At 64.1% G+C, this 20184-nt stretch carries 6 protein-coding genes; 5 read left to right on the top strand and 1 reads right to left on the bottom strand.

Annotated features, from left to right (window positions below; genetic code table 11):
* Positions 1-41 precede the first annotated feature (41 nt).
* The 3 genes from AC3WTO_RS28775 to AC3WTO_RS28765 all read left to right on the top strand — a co-directional run bounded on the left by AC3WTO_RS28775 (position 42) and on the right by AC3WTO_RS28765 (position 11604).
* Positions 42-3446: an autotransporter outer membrane beta-barrel domain-containing protein gene (locus tag AC3WTO_RS28775; RefSeq protein ID WP_492464367.1), complete on the top strand. Its 3405-nt coding sequence runs from the start codon at positions 42-44 to the stop codon at positions 3444-3446.
* A gap of 223 nt (positions 3447-3669) precedes the next feature.
* Positions 3670-8034, top strand: a complete 4365-nt coding sequence (locus tag AC3WTO_RS28770; RefSeq protein WP_492464366.1) for an autotransporter domain-containing protein — start codon at positions 3670-3672, stop codon at positions 8032-8034.
* A gap of 318 nt (positions 8035-8352) precedes the next feature.
* Positions 8353-11604 (top strand): autotransporter domain-containing protein, encoded by a 3252-nt coding sequence (locus AC3WTO_RS28765; protein WP_492558465.1) that lies wholly within the window; start codon positions 8353-8355, stop codon positions 11602-11604.
* A gap of 111 nt (positions 11605-11715) precedes the next feature.
* Here AC3WTO_RS28765 and AC3WTO_RS28760 read toward each other — a convergent pair whose 3' ends face one another.
* Positions 11716-16599, bottom strand: coding sequence for an autotransporter domain-containing protein (locus tag AC3WTO_RS28760; protein WP_492464364.1), 4884 nt, complete (start codon positions 16597-16599; stop codon positions 11716-11718).
* Between the two features lie 195 nt (positions 16600-16794).
* Here AC3WTO_RS28760 and AC3WTO_RS28755 point away from each other — a divergent pair, with 195 nt between their 5' ends.
* Entirely contained in the window at positions 16795-17613 is an 819-nt protein-coding gene (locus AC3WTO_RS28755) for a DeoR/GlpR family DNA-binding transcription regulator (protein WP_492464432.1), read from the top strand.
* A gap of 261 nt (positions 17614-17874) precedes the next feature.
* Complete coding sequence (locus tag AC3WTO_RS28750; RefSeq protein WP_492464363.1) at positions 17875-20118, top strand: putative bifunctional diguanylate cyclase/phosphodiesterase; 2244 nt, start codon at positions 17875-17877, stop codon at positions 20116-20118.
* Positions 20119-20184: the final 66 nt, after the last annotated feature.

Here is a 20184-nt window from a genome sequence, read left to right as displayed (position 1 = left end):
TGCACGAGCCATCGAAAAACGGGGGTTGAGGGGTGCACATAGTGGGCGTTCGTTTGGGGTTGTCGCGTCGGCGGAGACTGGTATTCTGGGCTTCGACCGCGCTGGCGCTGGTCTCCGCGCTGCCTGCCAACGCCAGCCAGGCCATGCAGTTCTGGGACGGCGGCAACACAACGCCCAACGGCACGGTCGATGGCGGCTCCGGCAACTGGACAGGCGGCAGCACGAACTGGACAAGCGCCGACGGGACAGGGAACCAGCCATGGCTGGGCTGGATCGGCGTGTTCCAGGGTGCATACGGCGCGGTTAGCGTCTCGGGAATACAAAGCTTCGACACGCTGCGGTTCCTGAAAGACGGCTACCTCATCTACAGCGGCAGCCTAGCCTTCAGCCCTTCATCCGGTTCGGCCAGCACCATCTTTGTCGACGACGGCGTCACAACCCAGATCGAGAGTACGCTCGTCAACGGCACGGCCACCGGTTTCAACAAGACCGGCAACGGCACGCTGGTGCTGACGGCGGCGAATACCTATACGGGCGACACCTCGCTGCTGGGCGGCACGCTTTCGGTAGCATCCGACAACAATCTCGGCATTGGCGGCGGCCTGATCTTCAATGGCGGCATCCTGCAGGTGACGGGAACGACCTTCACCAGCACCAATCGTGCGATCACCTGGGGAGCGGGCGGCGGCGGCTTCGACATTCAGAGCGCCTTCAACACCTTCACGGTTTCGCAATCGCTGAACGGAGGCGGCGGCCTTGCCAAGCTCGGCCAAGGCACGCTGGTGCTGTCGGGCAGCAATGGCTACAGCGGCGGCACCACCATCAGCCGAGGCATCCTTTCGGTGGCCACCACCGGCGCCTTGGGCAGCGGGCCGGTCCTTGTCGGCACCAACAGCTTGCTCGAGTTCGAAACCGGAACAAGCGCCGGATCGCTGCAGATAAATACCGCCGCCAGCAGCGGCTTCGGCACCAATGGCGGCAGCATCCTGTTCAAGGACGGCAGCAGCGCCGACCATGCGCGGATCGTCATTGGCGGTGGCGATGGTGGTGGCGTCGGCTTCCACGGCAGTTCGACAGCCGCATCCGCACAATTCGACAATTCAGGCACGGTGGATTTCTCGAACACCAGCGATGCCGGCCAGGCCACGATCCTCAACCGCAAGGATGCCAGCACCAATTTCCTGAACGACGCTTCGGCCGGCAATGCGCACATCACCAATGCGGCGGGCGGCGCGATCGATTTCTTCGACAATTCCAGCGCGGGCAATGCCACCATCGTCAACAATGGCGGCTACGTCCTGTTCCGCTACGAAAGCAGCGCCGGCACATCCACCATCATCAACGGCAATGGCGGGCGCGTGTTGTTGAGGACCGACGCCGATGCGTCAGGCGCGACAATCACCAACAATGCAGGCGGTATCGTCGACCTGTCGCGGGTGACGAGCGGCATAGCGATCGGCTCGCTTTCGGGCGCCGGCAATGTGCTGATGGGTTCAAAGACACTGACGCTCGGCGGGCTTGGCGGCAACGAGCGCATCGACGGCATCCTGCAGGATGGCGGCGCTGTCGGCGGCACCGGCGCTTCGCTGGTGAAGACCGGCGCCGGCACGCTGACGCTGGCGGGCGCGAACACCTATACCGGCTCCACCACCATCAAGGGCGGCATCCTGCAGATCGGCAATGGCGGCGCCTCCGGCTCGGTTGCCGGGGCGATCGTCAACAACGGCACGCTGGCCTTCAACCGCAGCGACACGGCATCCTTTGCCAATGCGATTTCCGGCGGTGGCACCATCCGCCAGATCGGTTCCGGCACGATCAAGCTGAGCGGCGACAGTTCGGGCTTCACCGGCTCGACGCGCATCGAGAACGGCATTCTTTCCGTCGACGGCAAGCTTGGCGGCGCCGTCGATGTGCTTGCCGGCGGGCGCCTGCAAGGCAGCGGCACGATCGGAGTTGTCACGATCGCCGGCACCATCGCCCCCGGCAACTCGATCGGCACGCTGAACATCGCCGGCAATCTAGCCCTGGCGGCCAGCTCCATCTACGAGGTCGAGCTCGCCGGCAACGGTACAAGCGACCGCATCGTGGCCGCCGGCACGGCGACGCTCGGCGGCGGCAAGGTCGCTGTGACGGCGATCGATCCCAAGACCAGCTACCGGGAAGGCCAGACCTACACGATCCTCACCGCAGCGGGTGGCATCAGCGGAGGCTTTGATCCGGCAGTGTTGTCGCGCTCTGCTTTCATCGATGCGACGCTCTCGCAGAGCGCCAACGCCGTCGACCTGAAGATCGCCGTGAAGTCTCTCGCCGGAGTCGGTAAAACCCAAAACCAAAAGCAGGCCGCGTGGGCGCTGGACACGCTGCAGCAGGACGGGCCGTCGCTGGCGCTCTACAACAGACTGTTGATGCTGTCGGCCGACGAGGCGCGCGCCGGCTTCGACAGCCTGTCGGGTGAGGTCAACGCCTCGACGATGACGGGCCTGACCGAAGACAGCCAGCTCCTGCGCGATGCCATCAACGACCGCCTGCGTTCGGCCTTCGAGACTGCTGGCGCCCAACCGCTGCCGCTGATGGGCTATGGCGATGACGCCAGGGAAATGACGACGGCGGCGTTGCCAACCGAGCGCTACGGCGCCTGGGGCTCGGTCTTCGGCTCATGGGGCTCGACCGACAGCGACGGCAATGCCGGCAAACTGTCGCGCTCGACCGGCGGTTTCGTCACCGGTGTCGATGGCCTGATCACCGACGACATCCGCCTCGGCTTGCTGGCCGGCTACAGCCATTCGAGCTTCAAGGTCGATGACCGGCGGTCATCCGCTTCCAGCGACAACTACCATCTCGGCATCTATGGCGGCACGGAGTTTGGTGCGCTGTCGCTGCGTTCCGGCCTTGCCTACAGCTGGAGCGACATCGACTCGAGCCGGCAAGTATCATTCCCCGGCTTCAGCGATGGCCTCACCGGTTCCTACCGCGCCGGCACCACGCAGGTCTTCGGCGAACTGGGCTACGGCATCAAGGCTGGCAATTTCGCCTTCGAGCCCTTCGCCAACCTCGCCTATGTCAATGTGCACAGCAACGGCTTCACCGAGACGGGCGGAGCGGCGGCGCTCACCGTCAAAAGCGGTTCCAACGACATCACCTTCACCACACTCGGCATCCGCGCCGCGACTGACTTCGACCTTGGTGCAGCCAAAGCGACGGCGCGCGGCATGATCGGCTGGCGGCATGGTTATGGCGATGTGACGCCGGCAGTGAGCCAAGCCTTCACCGGCTCCAGCGCCTTCACGGTTGCCGGCGCGCCGATCGCCAGGGACAGCGCCGTCATCGAAGCCGGGCTCGACTTCGCCATCACGCCGCAGGCCACGCTCGGCATCGCCTATCATGGCCAGGTCGGTTCGAAGGCCAGCGATCATGGCGTGCGGGCGGATCTGGATGTGAAGTTCTGACCGAAGATCATGGATAGCCCGCTGCACTGCGCCGGAGCGGGCATCGTCCCGACCTCGTGAACCGAAATATCAGAAAAATTTCAGAATCCGGCGCTTGTCGTGCCGGTACGTTCATGACCTCTGGTCGCGGTGCATGCCGTGACCAGATGGTTCGCGGTTACGCACAGATGCCGAAGCCAGCCACTGGCGGTTTCCGGTGTTCCGTCGTCGTGCATGGGGTGGGATGGGGAATTCGCTGAAGATTTGGCGCCTGGCAAGGCTGCCGCGCATAGCCGGGCTGCTGTGCGGCAGCGCGATCGCGCTTGCGTTGCCGACAGCGGGGTGGGCCCAGGAACTGGACCTGGCCGGCGGCGACGTCACGCTGCCCTCGACAGGCCATTTTCGCGACCTCTCCTATCTGAACGGGTCCGAAGCCATCGTCAACAACAGCGGCGTCGCGAGAACCCTCACCAGCATCGGCGGCAACGATCCCTACAATCCCTACATCGGCGACGTCTATCAATCGGATGGAACGATCGCGATCCGCCAGTCCGGCGGCAGCACCACCTTTGCCAGCCAGTTCAACAATTCCACCGGCGGGTTCTTCGCCATCAATGGAGCGACAATCGGCGTTGCCAACGTCAAGGCGCTAGGCCTGGGTACTGTCACGCTGGATGCCGGGACAACGCTGAGGGCCGACAACACCGGCATGGCGCTGACAAACGACATCGTCCTGAACGGCGTGGGTGATGTCAAATTCGATTCCAACACCAGTAGCAATTTCTCGCTTGCCGGCACGATCAGCGGAAATGGGACATTTGTGAAGACGGGGGCGGGCACCCTGACCCTCAAGGGCACGAATACCTATACTGGCGGCACGACCATCACAAACTACATCCTTGCCGTCTCCAGCGACGCCAACCTGGGCGATGCGGCCGGCAAGGTCACCTTCGCCTCCGTCCACCAGACGCCTGCTAGTCTCACGCTATTGCGGTCGACGGCTTCCTTCGACAGCGCGCGCACGTTCAGTTTCGTGAATTATGGCGGCGGCCTGCAGACGCAAACCGACACCACGCTGAAGCTTACCGGATCGATCATCGGCACCAGCAGCGCCACTTTTACCAAGACGGGTGCCGGCACACTGGTGCTGACCGGCGACGGCAGCGGCTTCCTCGGCACGGTACGCGTCACCAGCGGCACATTGCGCATCGAGACTGGCGGCCAGCTCGGCGGCGCCGCGACGACGGGCCCCGCCTCTATTTCGAATGCCACCGTGATCGTCGACGGCGGCAGCTGGACCACCGGTGGCAATATCCTCATCGGCAACAGCGGCTACGCCGGTGCCATGCGGGTCGAGAACGGCGGCAAGGTCCACTCCAAGAATATCGGCGTCATCGGGGAAAACGGATACGGCATCGCCACCATCACCGGCAGCGGCTCGGAATGGGTGAGCGACGGATCGTCTTTCTATGTCGGCCATTACTTCGACGGTACCTTGACGGTAACGGATGACGGCTTGATGCGTATCGGCGGTGGCACCGGTACCGTCCTGGTGGGCGAAGCCGGCGTGAGCGGAACGATCAACATCGGCGCAGCCGGCAGCGCGCCCGCCGCAAAGGCAGGCCTGCTGGAGGCAGGCACCGTCGCGCTCAATCACGAAATGAGCCGGCTCGTCTTCAATCACACCGATGGCGGCTACACCTTCTCGCCCAACATCGAGGGCCTGGGTGGCATGGTTCAGCTGTCGGGAACGACGGTCCTCAACGGCACGAACAGCTATAGCGGCGACACCGTCATCAACGGCGGTACCCTGGTAGCGGGCGTCAACACGGCACTGTCGGCCAATTCCGCGGTCTATCTCGATCAGGGCGCGACGCTGGAGCTCAAGGACGGGGTCGGAGCCAGCATCAAGGGACTGTATGACGGCGCGTCGGGATATGGCGGCGACGTCACGATCGGTACCGCGGATGCGTCTACCCTTCTCAAAGTGGGAACCAGCGGCCTCGTCGCCAGCGATTTCAGCGGGCAGATCACGGGCGCGGGATCGCTGAAGCTCGACCGGGGCTCGCTGATTTTGAGGGGCGCCAGCAACATCGGCGGCGACCTTTATGTCGGCTCCGACGCAACCCTCACGCTGTTCGGCCCAGGCGCGTCATTCGATGTCGCCGGCGGGACCTTTGGTATCAGCGCGCTGCCGGGTGTCGAAGCCGCCGGGTCGCTGAACCTGCTTGCCGGCGCGAAGCTGAATACCGACAACCTGCTTGTCGGCGGCGCCATGCTTGTCGACGGGACCGGCACGAAAGCAACCGCCTCCCGATTGACCTTCGTCGGTTCGATGGCGAATGCCGCCGTCCTGACGATCCAGAACGGCGGTGTGATCGACAGCCTGTTCGGAGCCGTCATCGAAAATCCGTTCGATGCGGCGCGCGCCGTGGTCAGCGGACCAGGGTCGACCTGGAACATCGCGACCTTCCTCGGTGTCGGCAACATGCTTGGCGGCGGTACGGGCTTCCTGGCGGTGGTCAAGGGCGGTGTCGTCGATGTCGGCGACACCACGGTGATCGCCGCAGATCCAACCGCCACGGGACTGGAACCTTCGGAGGTCGTCGTGACCGGCGCGGGGTCGAAGCTTACGACCGACACGCTGATCATCGGGCGGCCGCCTTGCGCCTGCGGCGACACCCTGCCCGGCCAACTGTTCGTGGCCGATGGCGGCTCCGTGGTGGCCTCCCAGCCCGTCATGGTCGAACAAGGCTCGCTGCTCTCGATCGGCAGCGGCGGCCTGTCGGGGGCGCTGGTTGCCCCTTCCATCAACAACAACGGCACGATCCACGCCGATTTCACCGACAGCGTCACGCTCGACACCCCGATCGACGGCTCCGGCAGATTGTCGAAATACAACACCGGCACGCTCGTGCTGAACGGCGCCCATGGCTATACGGGTGCAACGACCGTCTATGGCGGCAAGCTGATCGTCGGCGACAGTCTCCACTCAACTGCCACCCTTGCCAGCACAGTGACGGTGAAATCGGGGGCATCGCTTGGCGGCATCGGCACGCTGGGCGGCCTGGTGGCGGAGAGCGGCGCCACGGTTACGCCGGGCAACTCGATCGGCACGCTGAACGTGGCGGGAGACGTGACCCTGGCAGCGGGCTCGACCTATGCGGTCGAACTTGGCGGCAGCGGCAACAGCGACCGCATCGTCACCACAGGCACGGCAACACTCGGTGGAGCCAAGGTCGCGGTGACTGCGCTGGACGCCCAGACCAGCTACCAGACCGGCCAGAGTTATACGATCCTGACGGCAGGCGGCGGCGTCTCCGGCAGCTTCGACCCGGCCGTGCTGTCGCACTCGGCCTTCCTCGATGCGACAGTGGTGCAGAATGCGAATGCGGTCGACCTGAAGATCGCGATCAAGAAATCGGAAGAGCCCGGCAAACCGCAGGAACCGGGCAAGAAGCCGCTGTTTGCGACAGTCGCCGATACGTTCAACCGCTCTCAGACGGCCGGCGCGCTGGATACGCTGCAGCAGAGCGGTGCGCCACTCGAACTCTACAACAAGCTGCTGCTGCTCTCCGCCGATGAAGCCCGCGCCGCCTTCGACGGCCTGTCGGGCGAGGTCAACGCTTCGACGGTGACCGGTTTGCTCGAAGACAGCCGCTTTACGCGCGATGCCATCAACGATCGCCTGCGCTCGGCCTTCGAGACCGTCGGTGCAGAACCGCTGCCGCTGATGAACTATGGCAAGGATGCCAGGGAAATTACCACGGCTTCTGTCGCTTCCGAGCGCCATGGCGCCTGGGGCTCGGTGTTCGGCTCATGGGGGCATTTCGGCGGCGACGGCAATGCAGCAAAGCTGAGCCGTTCAACCGGCGGCTTCGTCACCGGTGTCGACGGCCTGATCACCGACGACATCCGCCTCGGCTTTCTCGCCGGCTACAGCCATTCGAGCTTCAGGGTCGATGACCCGCACTCGTCCGCTGCGAGCGACAACTACCATCTTGGCCTCTATGGCGGCACGCAGTGGGGAGCGCTATCACTCCGCTCCGGCCTTGCCTATGCCTGGAGCGACATCGACTCCAGCCGACAGGTCACCTTCCCCGGCTTCACCGACAGCCTGACCATCTCCCACCGTGCCGGCACCACGCAGTTGTTCGGGGAACTCGGCTACGGCATCAAGGCCGGCGGCTTCGCCTTCGAGCCCTTCGCCAATCTGGCCTACGTCAATGTGCACACCAATGGCTTCACAGAGACGGGCGGCGCATCGGCGCTGACCGTTTATAGCGGCTCCAACGACAACACTTTCACGACGCTTGGGCTTCGCGCTTCGACCGATTTCGATATCGGCGCGATGAAGGCAACGGCGCGCGGCATGCTCGGCTGGCGGCATGGCTTTGGCGATGCGACGCCTGCAGTGAGCCAGGCCTTCAGCGGCTCCAGCGCCTTTACCGTCGCCGGTGCGCCGATCGCCAGGGATGCGGCCGTCATCGAAGCCGGGCTCGACTTTGCCATCACCCCGCAAGCGACACTCGGGCTTTCCTATCATGGCCAGGTCGGCTCGAAGGCAAGCGACCATGGCGTGCGGGCGGATTTGAATGTCAAGTTTTGAACGTATGACAGCGACGGCTTAGGCCGTTAACGGCGCGATAACCATACAGACACGACCCGCGCCGATATACGGCATCTGCCGTATTTACCCTCATGCCTGGATGCCTACCCTGAACGCGCTCGCGCACGATTCTCCGTTTTCTTTCAACACAGTGCACCGCGGATGCATCGCGGGCGTCTGGGGAATTTCTTGGCGCGTTTTTCGAAGACACTACCGGCGCTTGAGCGTTTCCGGGAAAAATGGGCAACGGTTTTCCTTCGACAATTGCGTAAAAAACCGGAGCGCTTCCGCGGTTCCGTGAAAAACGGAAACGCTCTTGTGAAGGGGCTTGTCTTCATCGCCATGCAGATCTGCATGCTGGCGCCGGGAGCCCTGACTGTTGCCGCGACCGCGCAGACGATCCCCGCCAGCAATCCAGACTCCAAGGATCGTGGAACCGCGCCGATGCTGACGGCCACCGCAAGGCCCGGCGCTGCCAGCCTGGACCCCGCTCACACCGCGCAGCAAACATTCTCCGCAAATGCTGTCGTGCCTGGCAAGCCGTTGATCACATCACTCTACATGGCCGTCGGCAGCACATCTGTGGATGTGGGGTTCCAAGCCCCATCAGACGATGGCGGAGCGCCGATCACGAAGTATACCGTCACAGCCAGCCCCGGCAACATCTCGGCAAGCGGGTCGAACAGCCCCATCACCGTGAGCGGACTTACCTTCGGCACATATTACCGCTTTGTCGTGACCGCAACCAATTCGGCGGGAGAAGGGCCAGCTTCCGCACAATCGCCCGCTGTGACAGTGCGGGACAAGCAGACGATCACCTTCGACAATCCGGGCGACCAGCCCTTCGGAACAACGCGTCAACTGAGCGCCTCCTCGACCTCCGGCCTGCCGATCTCGTTCGCGTCGAACAGCCCCAATGTCTGCACAGTCACTCCCATGGGCCAGGTGTCGACCCGCGCGCCGGGGAGCTGCACCATCATCGCGACGCAAGCCGGCGACACCACCTACGGCGATGCGCTCGAGGTGAAGCAAACCTTCGCGATCACGGTGCCGGGCGGGGCGGTTTCGTTTTCCACACCTTTTTCCCTTCCATCGGCAACAGGCGGGGTTCCGTACAGCTGGACCATCACGGCCATTGGCGGAGCACCACCTTACAGGTTTTCAAAAACATCCGGCAACTTGCCCACCGGGATGACACTGAATGGCGCAGGAATCCTGTCGGGTACGCCGGTGAGCGCCGGCCCATTCAGTTTCACGGTGGAGGTCACCGACCAGGCGACGCAAACCGCCACCCAGAGCTTCCAGCTTGAGGTCAAGGCGCCTGGCATTACCCTCAGTCCCTCGACATTGCCCAACGGTCGGGTCGGCACCCAATATTCGACAACACTGAGCGCCACCGGCGGAAAGCAGCCTTACAGCTACACGATTACGTCGGGGTCGCTGCCCGATGGGCTCAGCCTTTCGGCAGGCGGCGTGCTGAGCGGCACGCCAAAGGCGGCGGTAACAGAAAACTTCACCATCACCGCGACGGACGGGAACAGTTTCACCGGTTCGGCGCCCTATACGATTACCGTTGGCCACGCGGCTCCTGTCGCCGCCGACAAGACCGCGACGACATCCTATGCCACGGACGTGGCGATCGACTTGTCCGGTTCGATCACCGGCGCCGACATCAGCACGGTGACGATCATGACGGCGCCAGCGCATGGCACCGTTTCCATCGCGGGCGAGGTCGCTACCTATAGGCCGGATCCGGGTTTCTTCGGCGGCACCGACAGTTTCACCTACACGGCGACGAACCCGGGCGGCACCTCCGCGCCGGCGACAGTGACGGTCACCGTGCAGCCACGCTCGCCGCTGGTCTTTACACCGGGCGCGGGCGCCCTGCCGCCGGCAAGCGTGGACACGGCCTATGCCACCCAGATCACCGCTACGAATGGAACCGGACCCTACAGCTATGCGATCACGACAGGAACGCTGCCGGCCGGGCTGAGCTTCGATGCGACCAGCGGCGCCATCAGCGGAACGCCGACCGAAGTCGGCAGCAGCACCATCACCGTGACGGCCACCGACCATCTCGGCTTCACCGGCACGGCAAGTTATGCGCTTGCGGTCGCGGCACCGTCGATCACGGCGCCTTCCCTCAACGCCTCGGTCGTCGCAGGCACCAACACCATCGTCGACCTGACGACGGGCGCAACCGGCGGCCCGTTCACCGACGCACGGTTGGTATCGCTCACCCCGGCTTCGGCCGGAACGGCGACGATCATCTTCGGCGACACCGCCGATGCCGGCGGCGCCATGATGGCTTCGCTGGTGGCGGCTGGCCGCTACAAGCTGAAATTCACCCCATCGCCGACCTTCTCCGGCACGGCGGTCGCGACCTACACGCTGTCCAACCGCTATGCCACCTCGGCCCCGGCGACGATCTCCTTCAGCGTCGCCGCCCTGCCCGATCCCACCAAGGACAGCGACATTGCCGGCCTCGCAAATGCCGAAGCGGAGGCGGGGAAGCGCTTCGCCGCGATGGCGCTCGATAATCTCAACGGCCATCTCGAACAGCTGCATGGCGGCGGCTGTCTCGCCAATCGATGGGGCGTGAACCTGAACGACACCCGCCCGGGCAAGGAAAAGGAGGCGCAGGCTCCGGGAATGGCGGACCGGATCGGGGCTTCGAACGATGCGCAAGACAGGCGCGCCATGACGCCGGACACCTGCTCCCCCTTCGCCGATGGCGCGCTGGCGTTCTGGACCGGCGGATCGGTCAATTTCGGATCGACGGATTTCACCGACAACGGCAAGAATTTCGACTTTACGACGTTCGGGCTGAGTGCCGGCATGGACTACCGTTTCAGCGAACGTTTCGCCGCCGGCCTCGGCATCAGCATGGGCTCCGACCGCAGCTTCATCGGCGACAACGGAACGCGCAGCAACGGCCTCGCCTACAGTGCCGCGGTCTATGGCAGCTACCATCCCGCGAATGGCGTCTTCCTCGACGGCGTCGCCGGTTATGGCTGGCTGCGTTTCGACTCGAAGCGGTTCGATGCTCCGGCGGGCGCCCTGTTCGACGGATCGCGCGACGGCCGGCAGATCTTCGCATCGGTGACGACGGGCTATGAGACGACGATCAACGGCGTGTTCATCTCGCCCTATCTGCGCATGAGCGCCTCGCGCAGCAGCCTCGACGCCTTCAGCGAAAACAGCACGGCCTGGTCTGCGATCCGCTATGGCGACCAGACCATCGACACCTTCACCGGCATGCTCGGGCTACGGCTCGGCTATCCGATGCCGACCGACTGGGGCGTGTTCACGCCGAAGCTGCGGCTCGAATACGGACATGACTTCGCCAGCGCCAGCAGCCTGTCACTGACCTATGCCAACCTGACCGGCAGCCCGTCCTATCTCCTGACGACGGCCGGCAGCGCACGCGACCATGCGACGGTCACACTCGGCGCCGACATGCGGGTCGGCCCGGACTGGACACTCGGCGCCGATTACGGCTTCACCATCGACGGCCGCAGCGGCGTCGGCCCACAGCAATTCCGGCTCCAGGTCGGCGCGAAATTCTGAGGCTCAATTGCAGAACAGGTACTGGAGCGTTTCCGCGCAAGGCGGAAATGCTCCAGTCCTCGGAACTTGATGCCAGGCGCCGCAAAGCGGCGCTCTCCGGATGCTGCCTCCTCAGAACTTGATGCTGAGGTCGGCCCGCACACCGTGGTCACGGGCCTTGGAGCCGAGCTGGCCCTGGTAGGAAATGCCAAGCGTGGCCTGTGGCGTGATGGCGAAGTCGAGACCGGCTTCGATGACGGCGCTGTCGCGGGCGATCGGCGCGCCGGCGATCGTGAAGGCATTGGAGCCGGCGAAGGCTTGCGCGACCGTCGGCGTGACGTCGCCGAAGCCATGCCGCCAGCCGAGCATGCCGCGCGCGGTCGCCTTCATTGAACCGAGGTCGAAGTCGGTCGCAGCGCGCACGCCCAGCGTGGCGAAGGTGATGTCGTTGGAGCCGCCCTGCACGGTGAGCGCCGCCGATCCGCCCTTCTCGGTGAAGCCGTTGGTATGGACATTGACATAAGCAAGGTTGGCGAAGGGCTCGAAGGCGATATTGCCGGCCTTGATGGCGTAACCCAGCTCACCGAACAGCTGCGTGGTGCCGACGCGGTAGGAGCCGCTCAGGCCGTCGGTCAGGCTGGGCAGCGAAACCTGCCGGCTCGAGTCGATGTCGCTCCAGCTGTAGGCGAGCCCTGAGCGCAGCGACAGCGCGCCCATCTGCGTGCCGGCATAGAGGCCAAGATGGTAGTTGTCGCTCGACGCCGACGACCTGCGGTCATCACCCTTGAAGCTCGAATGACTGTAGCCGGCGAGGAAGCCGAGGCGCCAGTCATTGGTGACGAAGCCGTCGACGCCGGTGACGAAACCGCCGGTGGAACGCGACAATTTGCCGGCATTGCCGTCGCTGTCGGTCGAACCCCACGAGCCGAAGGCAGAGCCCCAGGCGCCGTAGCGTTCGGACACGACCGACGCCGTGGTGATGTCCCTGGCGTCGTCGCCATACCCCATCAGCGGCAGCGGCTTGGCCCCCACGGTCTCGAAAGCCGAACGCAGGCGATCGTTGATGGCATCGCGCGTCAGGCGGCTGTCCTCGACCAAGCCGGTGACCGTGGACGCATTGATCTCGCCAGACAGGCCATCGAAGGCGGCGCGGGCACCGGATGCATCCGACTGGACGATGGCATCGAAGACGGCGTTGCCGCTGCCCAACGGTTCAATAGCGGCACCGGTCGAGCGCTGGTTTACGGTTTCTCCGATCGAGGCGAAGCGGACGTCGTTGCGCGCCAGTCGCAGATAGACATTGTTGGCATCGTAGCCGAGCAATGGCGACAGGAAGGCGAGGTTCGAGGTCACGCCGTCGAAGCTGCCGCTGCGTCCACCGGCGGCGGTCAGGATCGTGTAGTCGGTCTGCCAGGCGTAATTGCCGCGTCCGGCCAGCACCTGCACGGTGCCGCCAGCGATCGTCGCCTTGCCGGTGGCCGCGATCCTGTCCGAGGCGCCGGCGGCATTCACTTCGACCTCGTAGGTGGAGCCGGCGGCAAACGACACGTCGCCGGCGACATTGAGCGTGCCGATGGAATTGCCGGGGGCGGCGGCGCCACCGCCGCCGACGCCGAGGCCGCCAAGCGTGCCGGTTCCCTGCAGGCGGCCGCCGGACTGGACGGCGACCGTGCCGCCGAGCTTGCCGTCGACCGACAGGGTTCCGGCCTGGACCGCCGTCGAACCCGCAAAGCCCGAACTGTCTCCGGTGAGCTTGAGCAGACCGGCGCCAGCCTGCAGCAACTGGCCGCTGCCCGAGATGACACCGCCAAAGGTCAGCGCATCGCTGCGGTTGAAGGACAGCGTGCCGTTGTTGGCGACATTGCCGGCGATCGATCCGGTGGTGCCGCCATTGCCGATCTGCAGCGTGCCGCCGGCCACGGTTGTGCCACCGCTGTAGCTGTTGTCCGCCGACAGGATCAGCGTGCCGGCGCCGGCCTTGGTCAGCGACTTGCCGTCCCAGCCGGCATTGCCAGCCTGGTCGGAGAGGGCCGTTGCAACGGCAAAGCTGTTGGCGGCATCGCTCAGCGTGAAGGTACCGCTGGTCGGGCTGTTGGCGGTCGCCCATTTCAGGTCGTAGCTGACCAGATACTGCTTGCCGTCGGCCGATCTGCGCGTGCTGAAGGTGAGGTAATCGACGGCGCCGTTGAAGCCGCCGACATTCACCGTGCCGAAGTCACCCTGGATGACGGCTGCGCTGTCGATCAGCACCTGGCTGGCCTGGCTCAGATCGCTGACGCCATTGAGATTGAAGGTCACGCCATTGCCGAGCCTGATGCTGCCTGCCCTCAGCGATGGCTGGCCGCCGGCGGACTTGATCGACAGCGTGCTGGCATCGCCGAGGTCGACAGTGCCGCCGACGCTGAAGGTCTTCGGCGCGTCGAAAGCGAGGCCGGCACCGCCACTGACGAGGATGGAGCCGGCGAGCCCGACACCACTGTTGGCGCCATCGCCGAATTGCAGCGTGCCGCCGACAATCTTCGTGTCGCCCCGGTAGCTGGTCTCGCCGGCCAGCGTCTGCTTGTCCACACCCGATTTGATGAGGCCGCCATTGCCGCCGATCGTGCCGCCAAAGCGGGAAGCACCAGGAAGATCGAGCGTCAGCGTGGCTGCCCCGAGTGCGACAGTGCCGTTGCCCTGCAGCGCCGAGGCCGTCAGGTTGAAACCATTGAGGTCGAGCGTCGCGCCGGTGGCGACGGCATAATTCGTCCTGTCGACGAAGGCGCCCGATACGCCTGCCCTGAGCGTGCCGGCCTGGACGGTGGTGCCGCCCTTGTAGTCGTTGACGGCGCCGAGAACGAGCGTGCCATTGCCTTCCTTGGTCAGCGCGCCGTCGCCGCTGATCTTCTGCCGGGCGGTCAGACTGTTGGCGGCCTCGGCGACATGGATGGTGCCGCCTGCCCCTTCGAGACTGACCTGACGGTCGAGGCTGGTCATGGCCGTGCCCTTGACCAGCAGCCGCCCGTCGGCGAGACGCAGCCTGGCGTCCGGTTTGCCGAGCGCCGCATCCTCGTCGACGATGACGGTGCCCTTGTCGCGGACCAGGGTCTCGCCGATGAAGTCATGGCTGTCGATGCAGGACGCCTTCGCGCCCTTCAGGCTGAGCATGCCGGCATTACCGCAATCGAGCGGGATCTTCAGCACTGCATTGGGATCCCTGTCGAAATCCAGGCCGTACCGGGTGGCGTATTGCTGCCGGATCACCGGATCGCCGAGACCGAGCGCCGTGGACAGTTCCTGCAAGGCACCGGCGACACGCACGCCTTCGTTGGAGAATGTCAGGCCACCGGTCTTGACCGTCTTGATCAGGATGTCGCCCCACTGCTCCCAGGACATGCTGCCGATGCCGCTGATGCCCGGGAATTCGTCGCGATGCGCGTCAAAATAGGCCTGGATCACCGTGCGGTAGAAATTGCTGGTGCCGCTCGTGCTGAGCTTGGTGAGATAGTCGTTGTAAAGCGCCAGTTGGTCCGGCTTGACGTAGTTGAGCAGCGTGGCGCGGCTGCCGGCCTGATCGACGCCGCTACGATCATAGACGGCATAGGCAAGCAGAACACCGAGATCCTGGTCCGAGCGCAACGAGGCGGTCGGCGAGGCGTAGAAGGGAATGCCGTTGGCGTCGGAGAGCTGACCGAGGAACATGTCCGCGCGCAGATTGTTGCGCGTCAGGTAGAATGTCCTGCCGCGCGTGGCGAAGTCGTAGACATCCTTGCCCCAGACCAGGCGTGTCTTGTCGGTGTTGCCGTTCCGGTAGGCTTCGAGTTGCGGCCCGACCCAGATCAGGTTCTGCGCATAAGGCTGGTGGTCGGACATCGAGCTGGTCGAATTGCCATTCTGGAAGTCGCCATAGCCGTAAAGCACGCCGACCCTCGGGTCGTTGGGATCGGTGATCATCCATTTGGCGAAAGGCCGCGACGCCATGATATGGTCGATCTTGACGTGATCCCAGGACGCCCAGGTGTTGGTGTTGTCATGGCCGAGCGTGGTCCAGGTGCTGCTGCCGTCATTGGCGCTGGCATGCGGCTTGAAAGGCTCCTGATCCTGCGGCCGCTGGATCATCTGGTATTCCTGCTTGAGGATGTTCATCGTCTGCGGGATGTTGTCCGCGACGGGATAGGTCTCGTCGACGAAGATGCCGCCGGTGATCGCGGCGTTCTTGTTGCCTGCCTTGATGTAGGCGTCGACATAGGCCGGCGTGCCGGTCTTGCCGGCGACCGCGGCCATCTGGGCATATTGCCGGGCCAGCCTCTGGTAGAAGGCGTTGCCGCCGGCGGCCCCACGCAGGATCAGTTCCTGTTGCGAAGCCCGTTCCAGGCCGCGCTCTGAAACGTCACCGGCGTTGAAATCGCCAGCCAGGATGGTGGGCAGAATGCGATCGGCTGCATTCTGGTTGTAGACCTTGGCCTCCATGATGCGGCCGGTCGGCTCGTCGGCATAACTAAGGTGGGCCGACGTGAAATAGGTCTTCGGGAAGCCGTTGGTGGGGCTGAGGATGACGGTGTTGTCCTGCCTGGTGTCCTGCATGGGCAGCGAGGAAAACACGTCGCCATCGGTGCCGTCGCTGCCGGCATTGGTGGACGCAGCCACATAGCCAAGCTTGCCCGCATTGGCCTGGTTCATGGTCGCCAGCATTTCGTTGATGACCGACGTCGACACCTTCTGCTGCAACCAGCCGGCCGGAGGCAATCCGCGGTTGTTGTTCAATTCCGGCAACGCAACGACATCCGGCTTCGCCTGGTTGATCAGGGCCTTCATCTCGTCGCGGAATTTCAGCTGCTGCAGGGCTTTCGCGGCGGGGTCCCAGAAGTAGCCACCGACGCCCTTGTTCCAGATGTTGTAGCCCAGCACCTTCAGCGAGAAGGTCTTCTGCGGCGCCTCCTGCGCCAGCAGCGGAACCGGGATCATCGCGGTGCAGCCCAGCAGGCCGGCGAAAACCATGCGCTTGGATGCACGCAATCTGACTGGAACGGCTTTCATGCAGCTTTCCCCTCACGATCTTCAATGTCACTTTAGCAACATCTGATGTTGTTTTTTTATTATTAAGCGCCGTGTATGTCAGTTTTGCAACACGATTCGTCGCAAAGCCCGCATCCCCTTGAGCGAAGGGAAAAAAGGGGTCATCTAGGAAACGGGACAAATCCGCGGGAAGGGCCAGGCCAAGTGAGTGAGGTTATGTCGGGCGGCGGTGACGCCGGCGAAGGCAAGACGAAGGAAGAGCGCAGAGCCTTCATCGCCCGCCATGTCGAGCAGCACCGCTACATCTCGATCGAAGAAATCACCGAGCGTTTCGGCGTGACGACGCAGACAGCGCGGCGCGACATCCTGGCGCTGGAGGAGACCGGCCAGGTGCGGCGCCTGCATGGCGGCGCCACCATCGGCATGTCCGTCGACCCGGTGATCTATCGCCAGAGACGCGTCGACAACGCGCAGCAGAAGACGCGTATCGGCGAACAGGTCGCCGCCCTCATCCATGACGGTGCCGCGGTGTTCATCGACACCGGCACCACCTGCGAGGCGATCGCCCACGCGCTGGTGAAACGCCGCGACCTGCGCATCGTCACCTACAGCCTGCGGGTGGCAATGATCTTCAGCGAGCATTCCAGCTTCGCGCTGGCGGTGCCGGGCGGCTTCGTCCGCCCCGTCGACGGCGGCGTGTTCCGCGAAGACACCGCCGAGTTCATCAAGCGCTTCAAATTCGACTATGCGGTGATCTCGGTCAGCGGGCTGGATGACGATGGCGACCTGTGCGACGACGACCACGCCGAGGTGGCGGCCGTCTCCACGGCGATCGTCCAGGCGGAGCGCACGATCCTGGCGGTCGATTCAAGCAAATTCGGCAAGCGCGCCATGGTACGCCTCGGCCCGGTCGCCGATGTCGACGTGCTGGTGACCGACGCACTGCCGGAGGGCAAGCTGCTCGACCTGATCCAGCAAAGCAACATCGAGATCCACACTGTCGCAACGCCGCTGCGCCGAGCAGCGGCATCCTGACCGGGCGACGATTTTGACAGGCGATGTGGCGATCGTCGGGACGCGTTCGGCGGCAGCCTGGCCTGCTCAAAGGGGAGCGACGGTGGCGTGTCAGCAGACGTAAATTGAAACTTCAATGTCGGCTGCCCGCGTTTCGCGGACAGCTTCTTCCGGGGTAATGGCGGGCATGTATTTCAGCTGCAAAATGTGTAGTTTCTGCTTTGCGTGCCAAGTGATGCCGTTGCGCTGTGACGGCATGGGTTGAAAGCAGATTTCATCGACATGACATTCTTGGGCGCGGACCTCAGGGAGTGGGTGGCATTGTTTTGGCGACCCGCTTATCTGCCAGCAGTCGTTGTCGTCCTTGTCACCACGATCGCGGGTATCCTTGCCGACCGTGAATATCTCCGGCTGGAAAACGAAAGCCATCGCGTCGAAGTCGCCCGCGACCTCGAGACGATCACGGCCAAGCTGGAAGGCAATATCGGCGCGAACATGCGCCTGATGGGCGGGCTGGTGGCCGCAATCTCGGCCAATCCGCAAATGGACGATGCCCAGTTCCAGGCCTTTGCCGGCTATCTCATGCAGCAGCAACAGACCAAGGTGCGGCTGATCGCGGTGGCGCCCGATATGGTCAACAGCATGGTCTATCCGCCAGAACTGAGGGAGGCGGTCGTCGGCTTCGACCTGCGCAAGGACCCGACCCGATTGTCGGCGGCGCTGCGCGCACGCGATACCGGCGCACCGGTCCTGGCCGGCCCCTTGAAGCAGCCGCAAAGCGGCCCCGGTTTCATGGCTCGCTATCCGGTGTTCCTTTCCAGGCAAAACGATGTCCAGCAGTTCTGGGGCCTGGTCAGCGAGATCATCGACGCCGAAGACCTCTATCGATCGAGCGGACTGCCGAGCAAGGAGATCGACGTCGCGATCACCGGCCAGGACGGATCGGGCCGGGACGGCGCCTTCTTCTACGGAAAACCGGACATCCTGCGCGACAATCCGGTGATGGCGGAAGCGAAGTTTCCGGGTGGCTCGTGGCAACTCTACGCCCGTCCCATGCAAGGCTGGAACAGCGTCCCTGGCGGCCTTTGGCTGCTGCGCGCCGCGATCCTCCTGGCGGGTGTCCTGATCGTCGTGCCGACGCTGGTTTCAGGCTGGCTGGCGGAAACCCGCAAGGACTTCGCCAAGACGCTGCAACACCGCAATACCCAACTGGAAGATGCGCATGAGAAGATCCGGTGGGATGCGACGCATGACACGCTGACCGGCCTGCCCAATCGGAGATTTCTGACCGAAGCCCTGGCGAAGCAGGCCGCCAGTGCAGCAGAAGAGCGCCGGCGCATCGGCCTTCTCCACATCGATCTCCGTCATATCAAGCAGATCAACGAAACGCTGGGTTATGCCGCCGGCAACGCCGTGATCCTGCATGCGGCCAGGTTCCTGCAGAAAGGGCTTCGGGTAAACGAAGTGGCGGCCAGGACCGCCGGCGACGAGTTTCTCGTGCTTTGCGTCGGCGACTGGATGGACAAGCGCAGCTGGAACCGTCGGCTTGCCGAGCGCGCCAACGCCATCGTCGCCGAGTTGTCGCGGCCGATCGACTATGAAGGCCAAAGCTGCCGCATCGGCGCCTCGATCGGCATCGCCAGCGAATTCAAGGCCAACAGCGACGCCGACCACATGCTGATGGATGCCGATATCGCCCTGAACCGCGCCAAGAGCCATTCCGGCGATGTGTGCCAGTTCTTCACCACCAGGCTGCAGGCGGAGGTGCTGGCGACAAGACAGCTTGCCAACGACATCCTGCTCGGCCTGGAGCGCAACGAATTCGTGCCGTATTACCAGCCGCAATATGATGCCGCGGGCATACGCGTGATCGGCGTCGAGGCGCTGGCGCGATGGCAGCACCCGACATTGGGGCTGCTGCAGCCGAGTCAGTTCCTGCCTGTCGCCATGGATCTCAACGTCATGGCGACGATCGACCGGCAGATGCTGGAGCAGACGCTGGTGCACATGGAAAGCTGGCGAGCCGCGGGAATGGTGGTGCCGAGAGCGTCGGTCAACGTCTCCACCCGCCGGCTCCGCGATCCCAACCTGATCCCCTCCCTGCGCAAGCTGAAGATACCGCGCGGCACCATCGTCTTCGAATTGCTGGAAACCATCTTTCTCGACGATGACGACGACACGCTGGCCGGGCATGTGGAACAGATCAAGAGCCTTGGCATCGCCATCGAGCTCGACGATTTCGGGACCGGCTATGCCTCGCTGCTCAGCCTGATGAAACTTCAGCCGAACCGGCTCAAGATCGCCAGGCCGCTGATCCTGCAGATCACGACTTCGCCGGAATACTGGCAGCTCGTCCGCTCGATCGTGGAAATCGGCCGCTCGCTGTCGATCGAGATCATCGCCGAAGGCGTCGAGACGATGCATCATGCCGAAATCCTGCGCGAACTCGGCTGCGAGGCGTTCCAGGGCTATGCTTTCGCAAAGCCGATGAGCGAAGCCGATCTGCGCAAATTCCTGGCCGTCTGACTGCTCCGCCAGACCGGACCCGCGATGATCGTTGCAGGCTTGGCGCGCAGCCACGCGCCAAGCCTC

It is taken from the genome of Mesorhizobium sp. EU05-FHT14A09, from assembly GCF_058790995.1.
The sequence above is the reverse complement of the archived record's forward strand: the minus strand, read 5'-3'. Positions and strand labels throughout refer to the sequence as shown.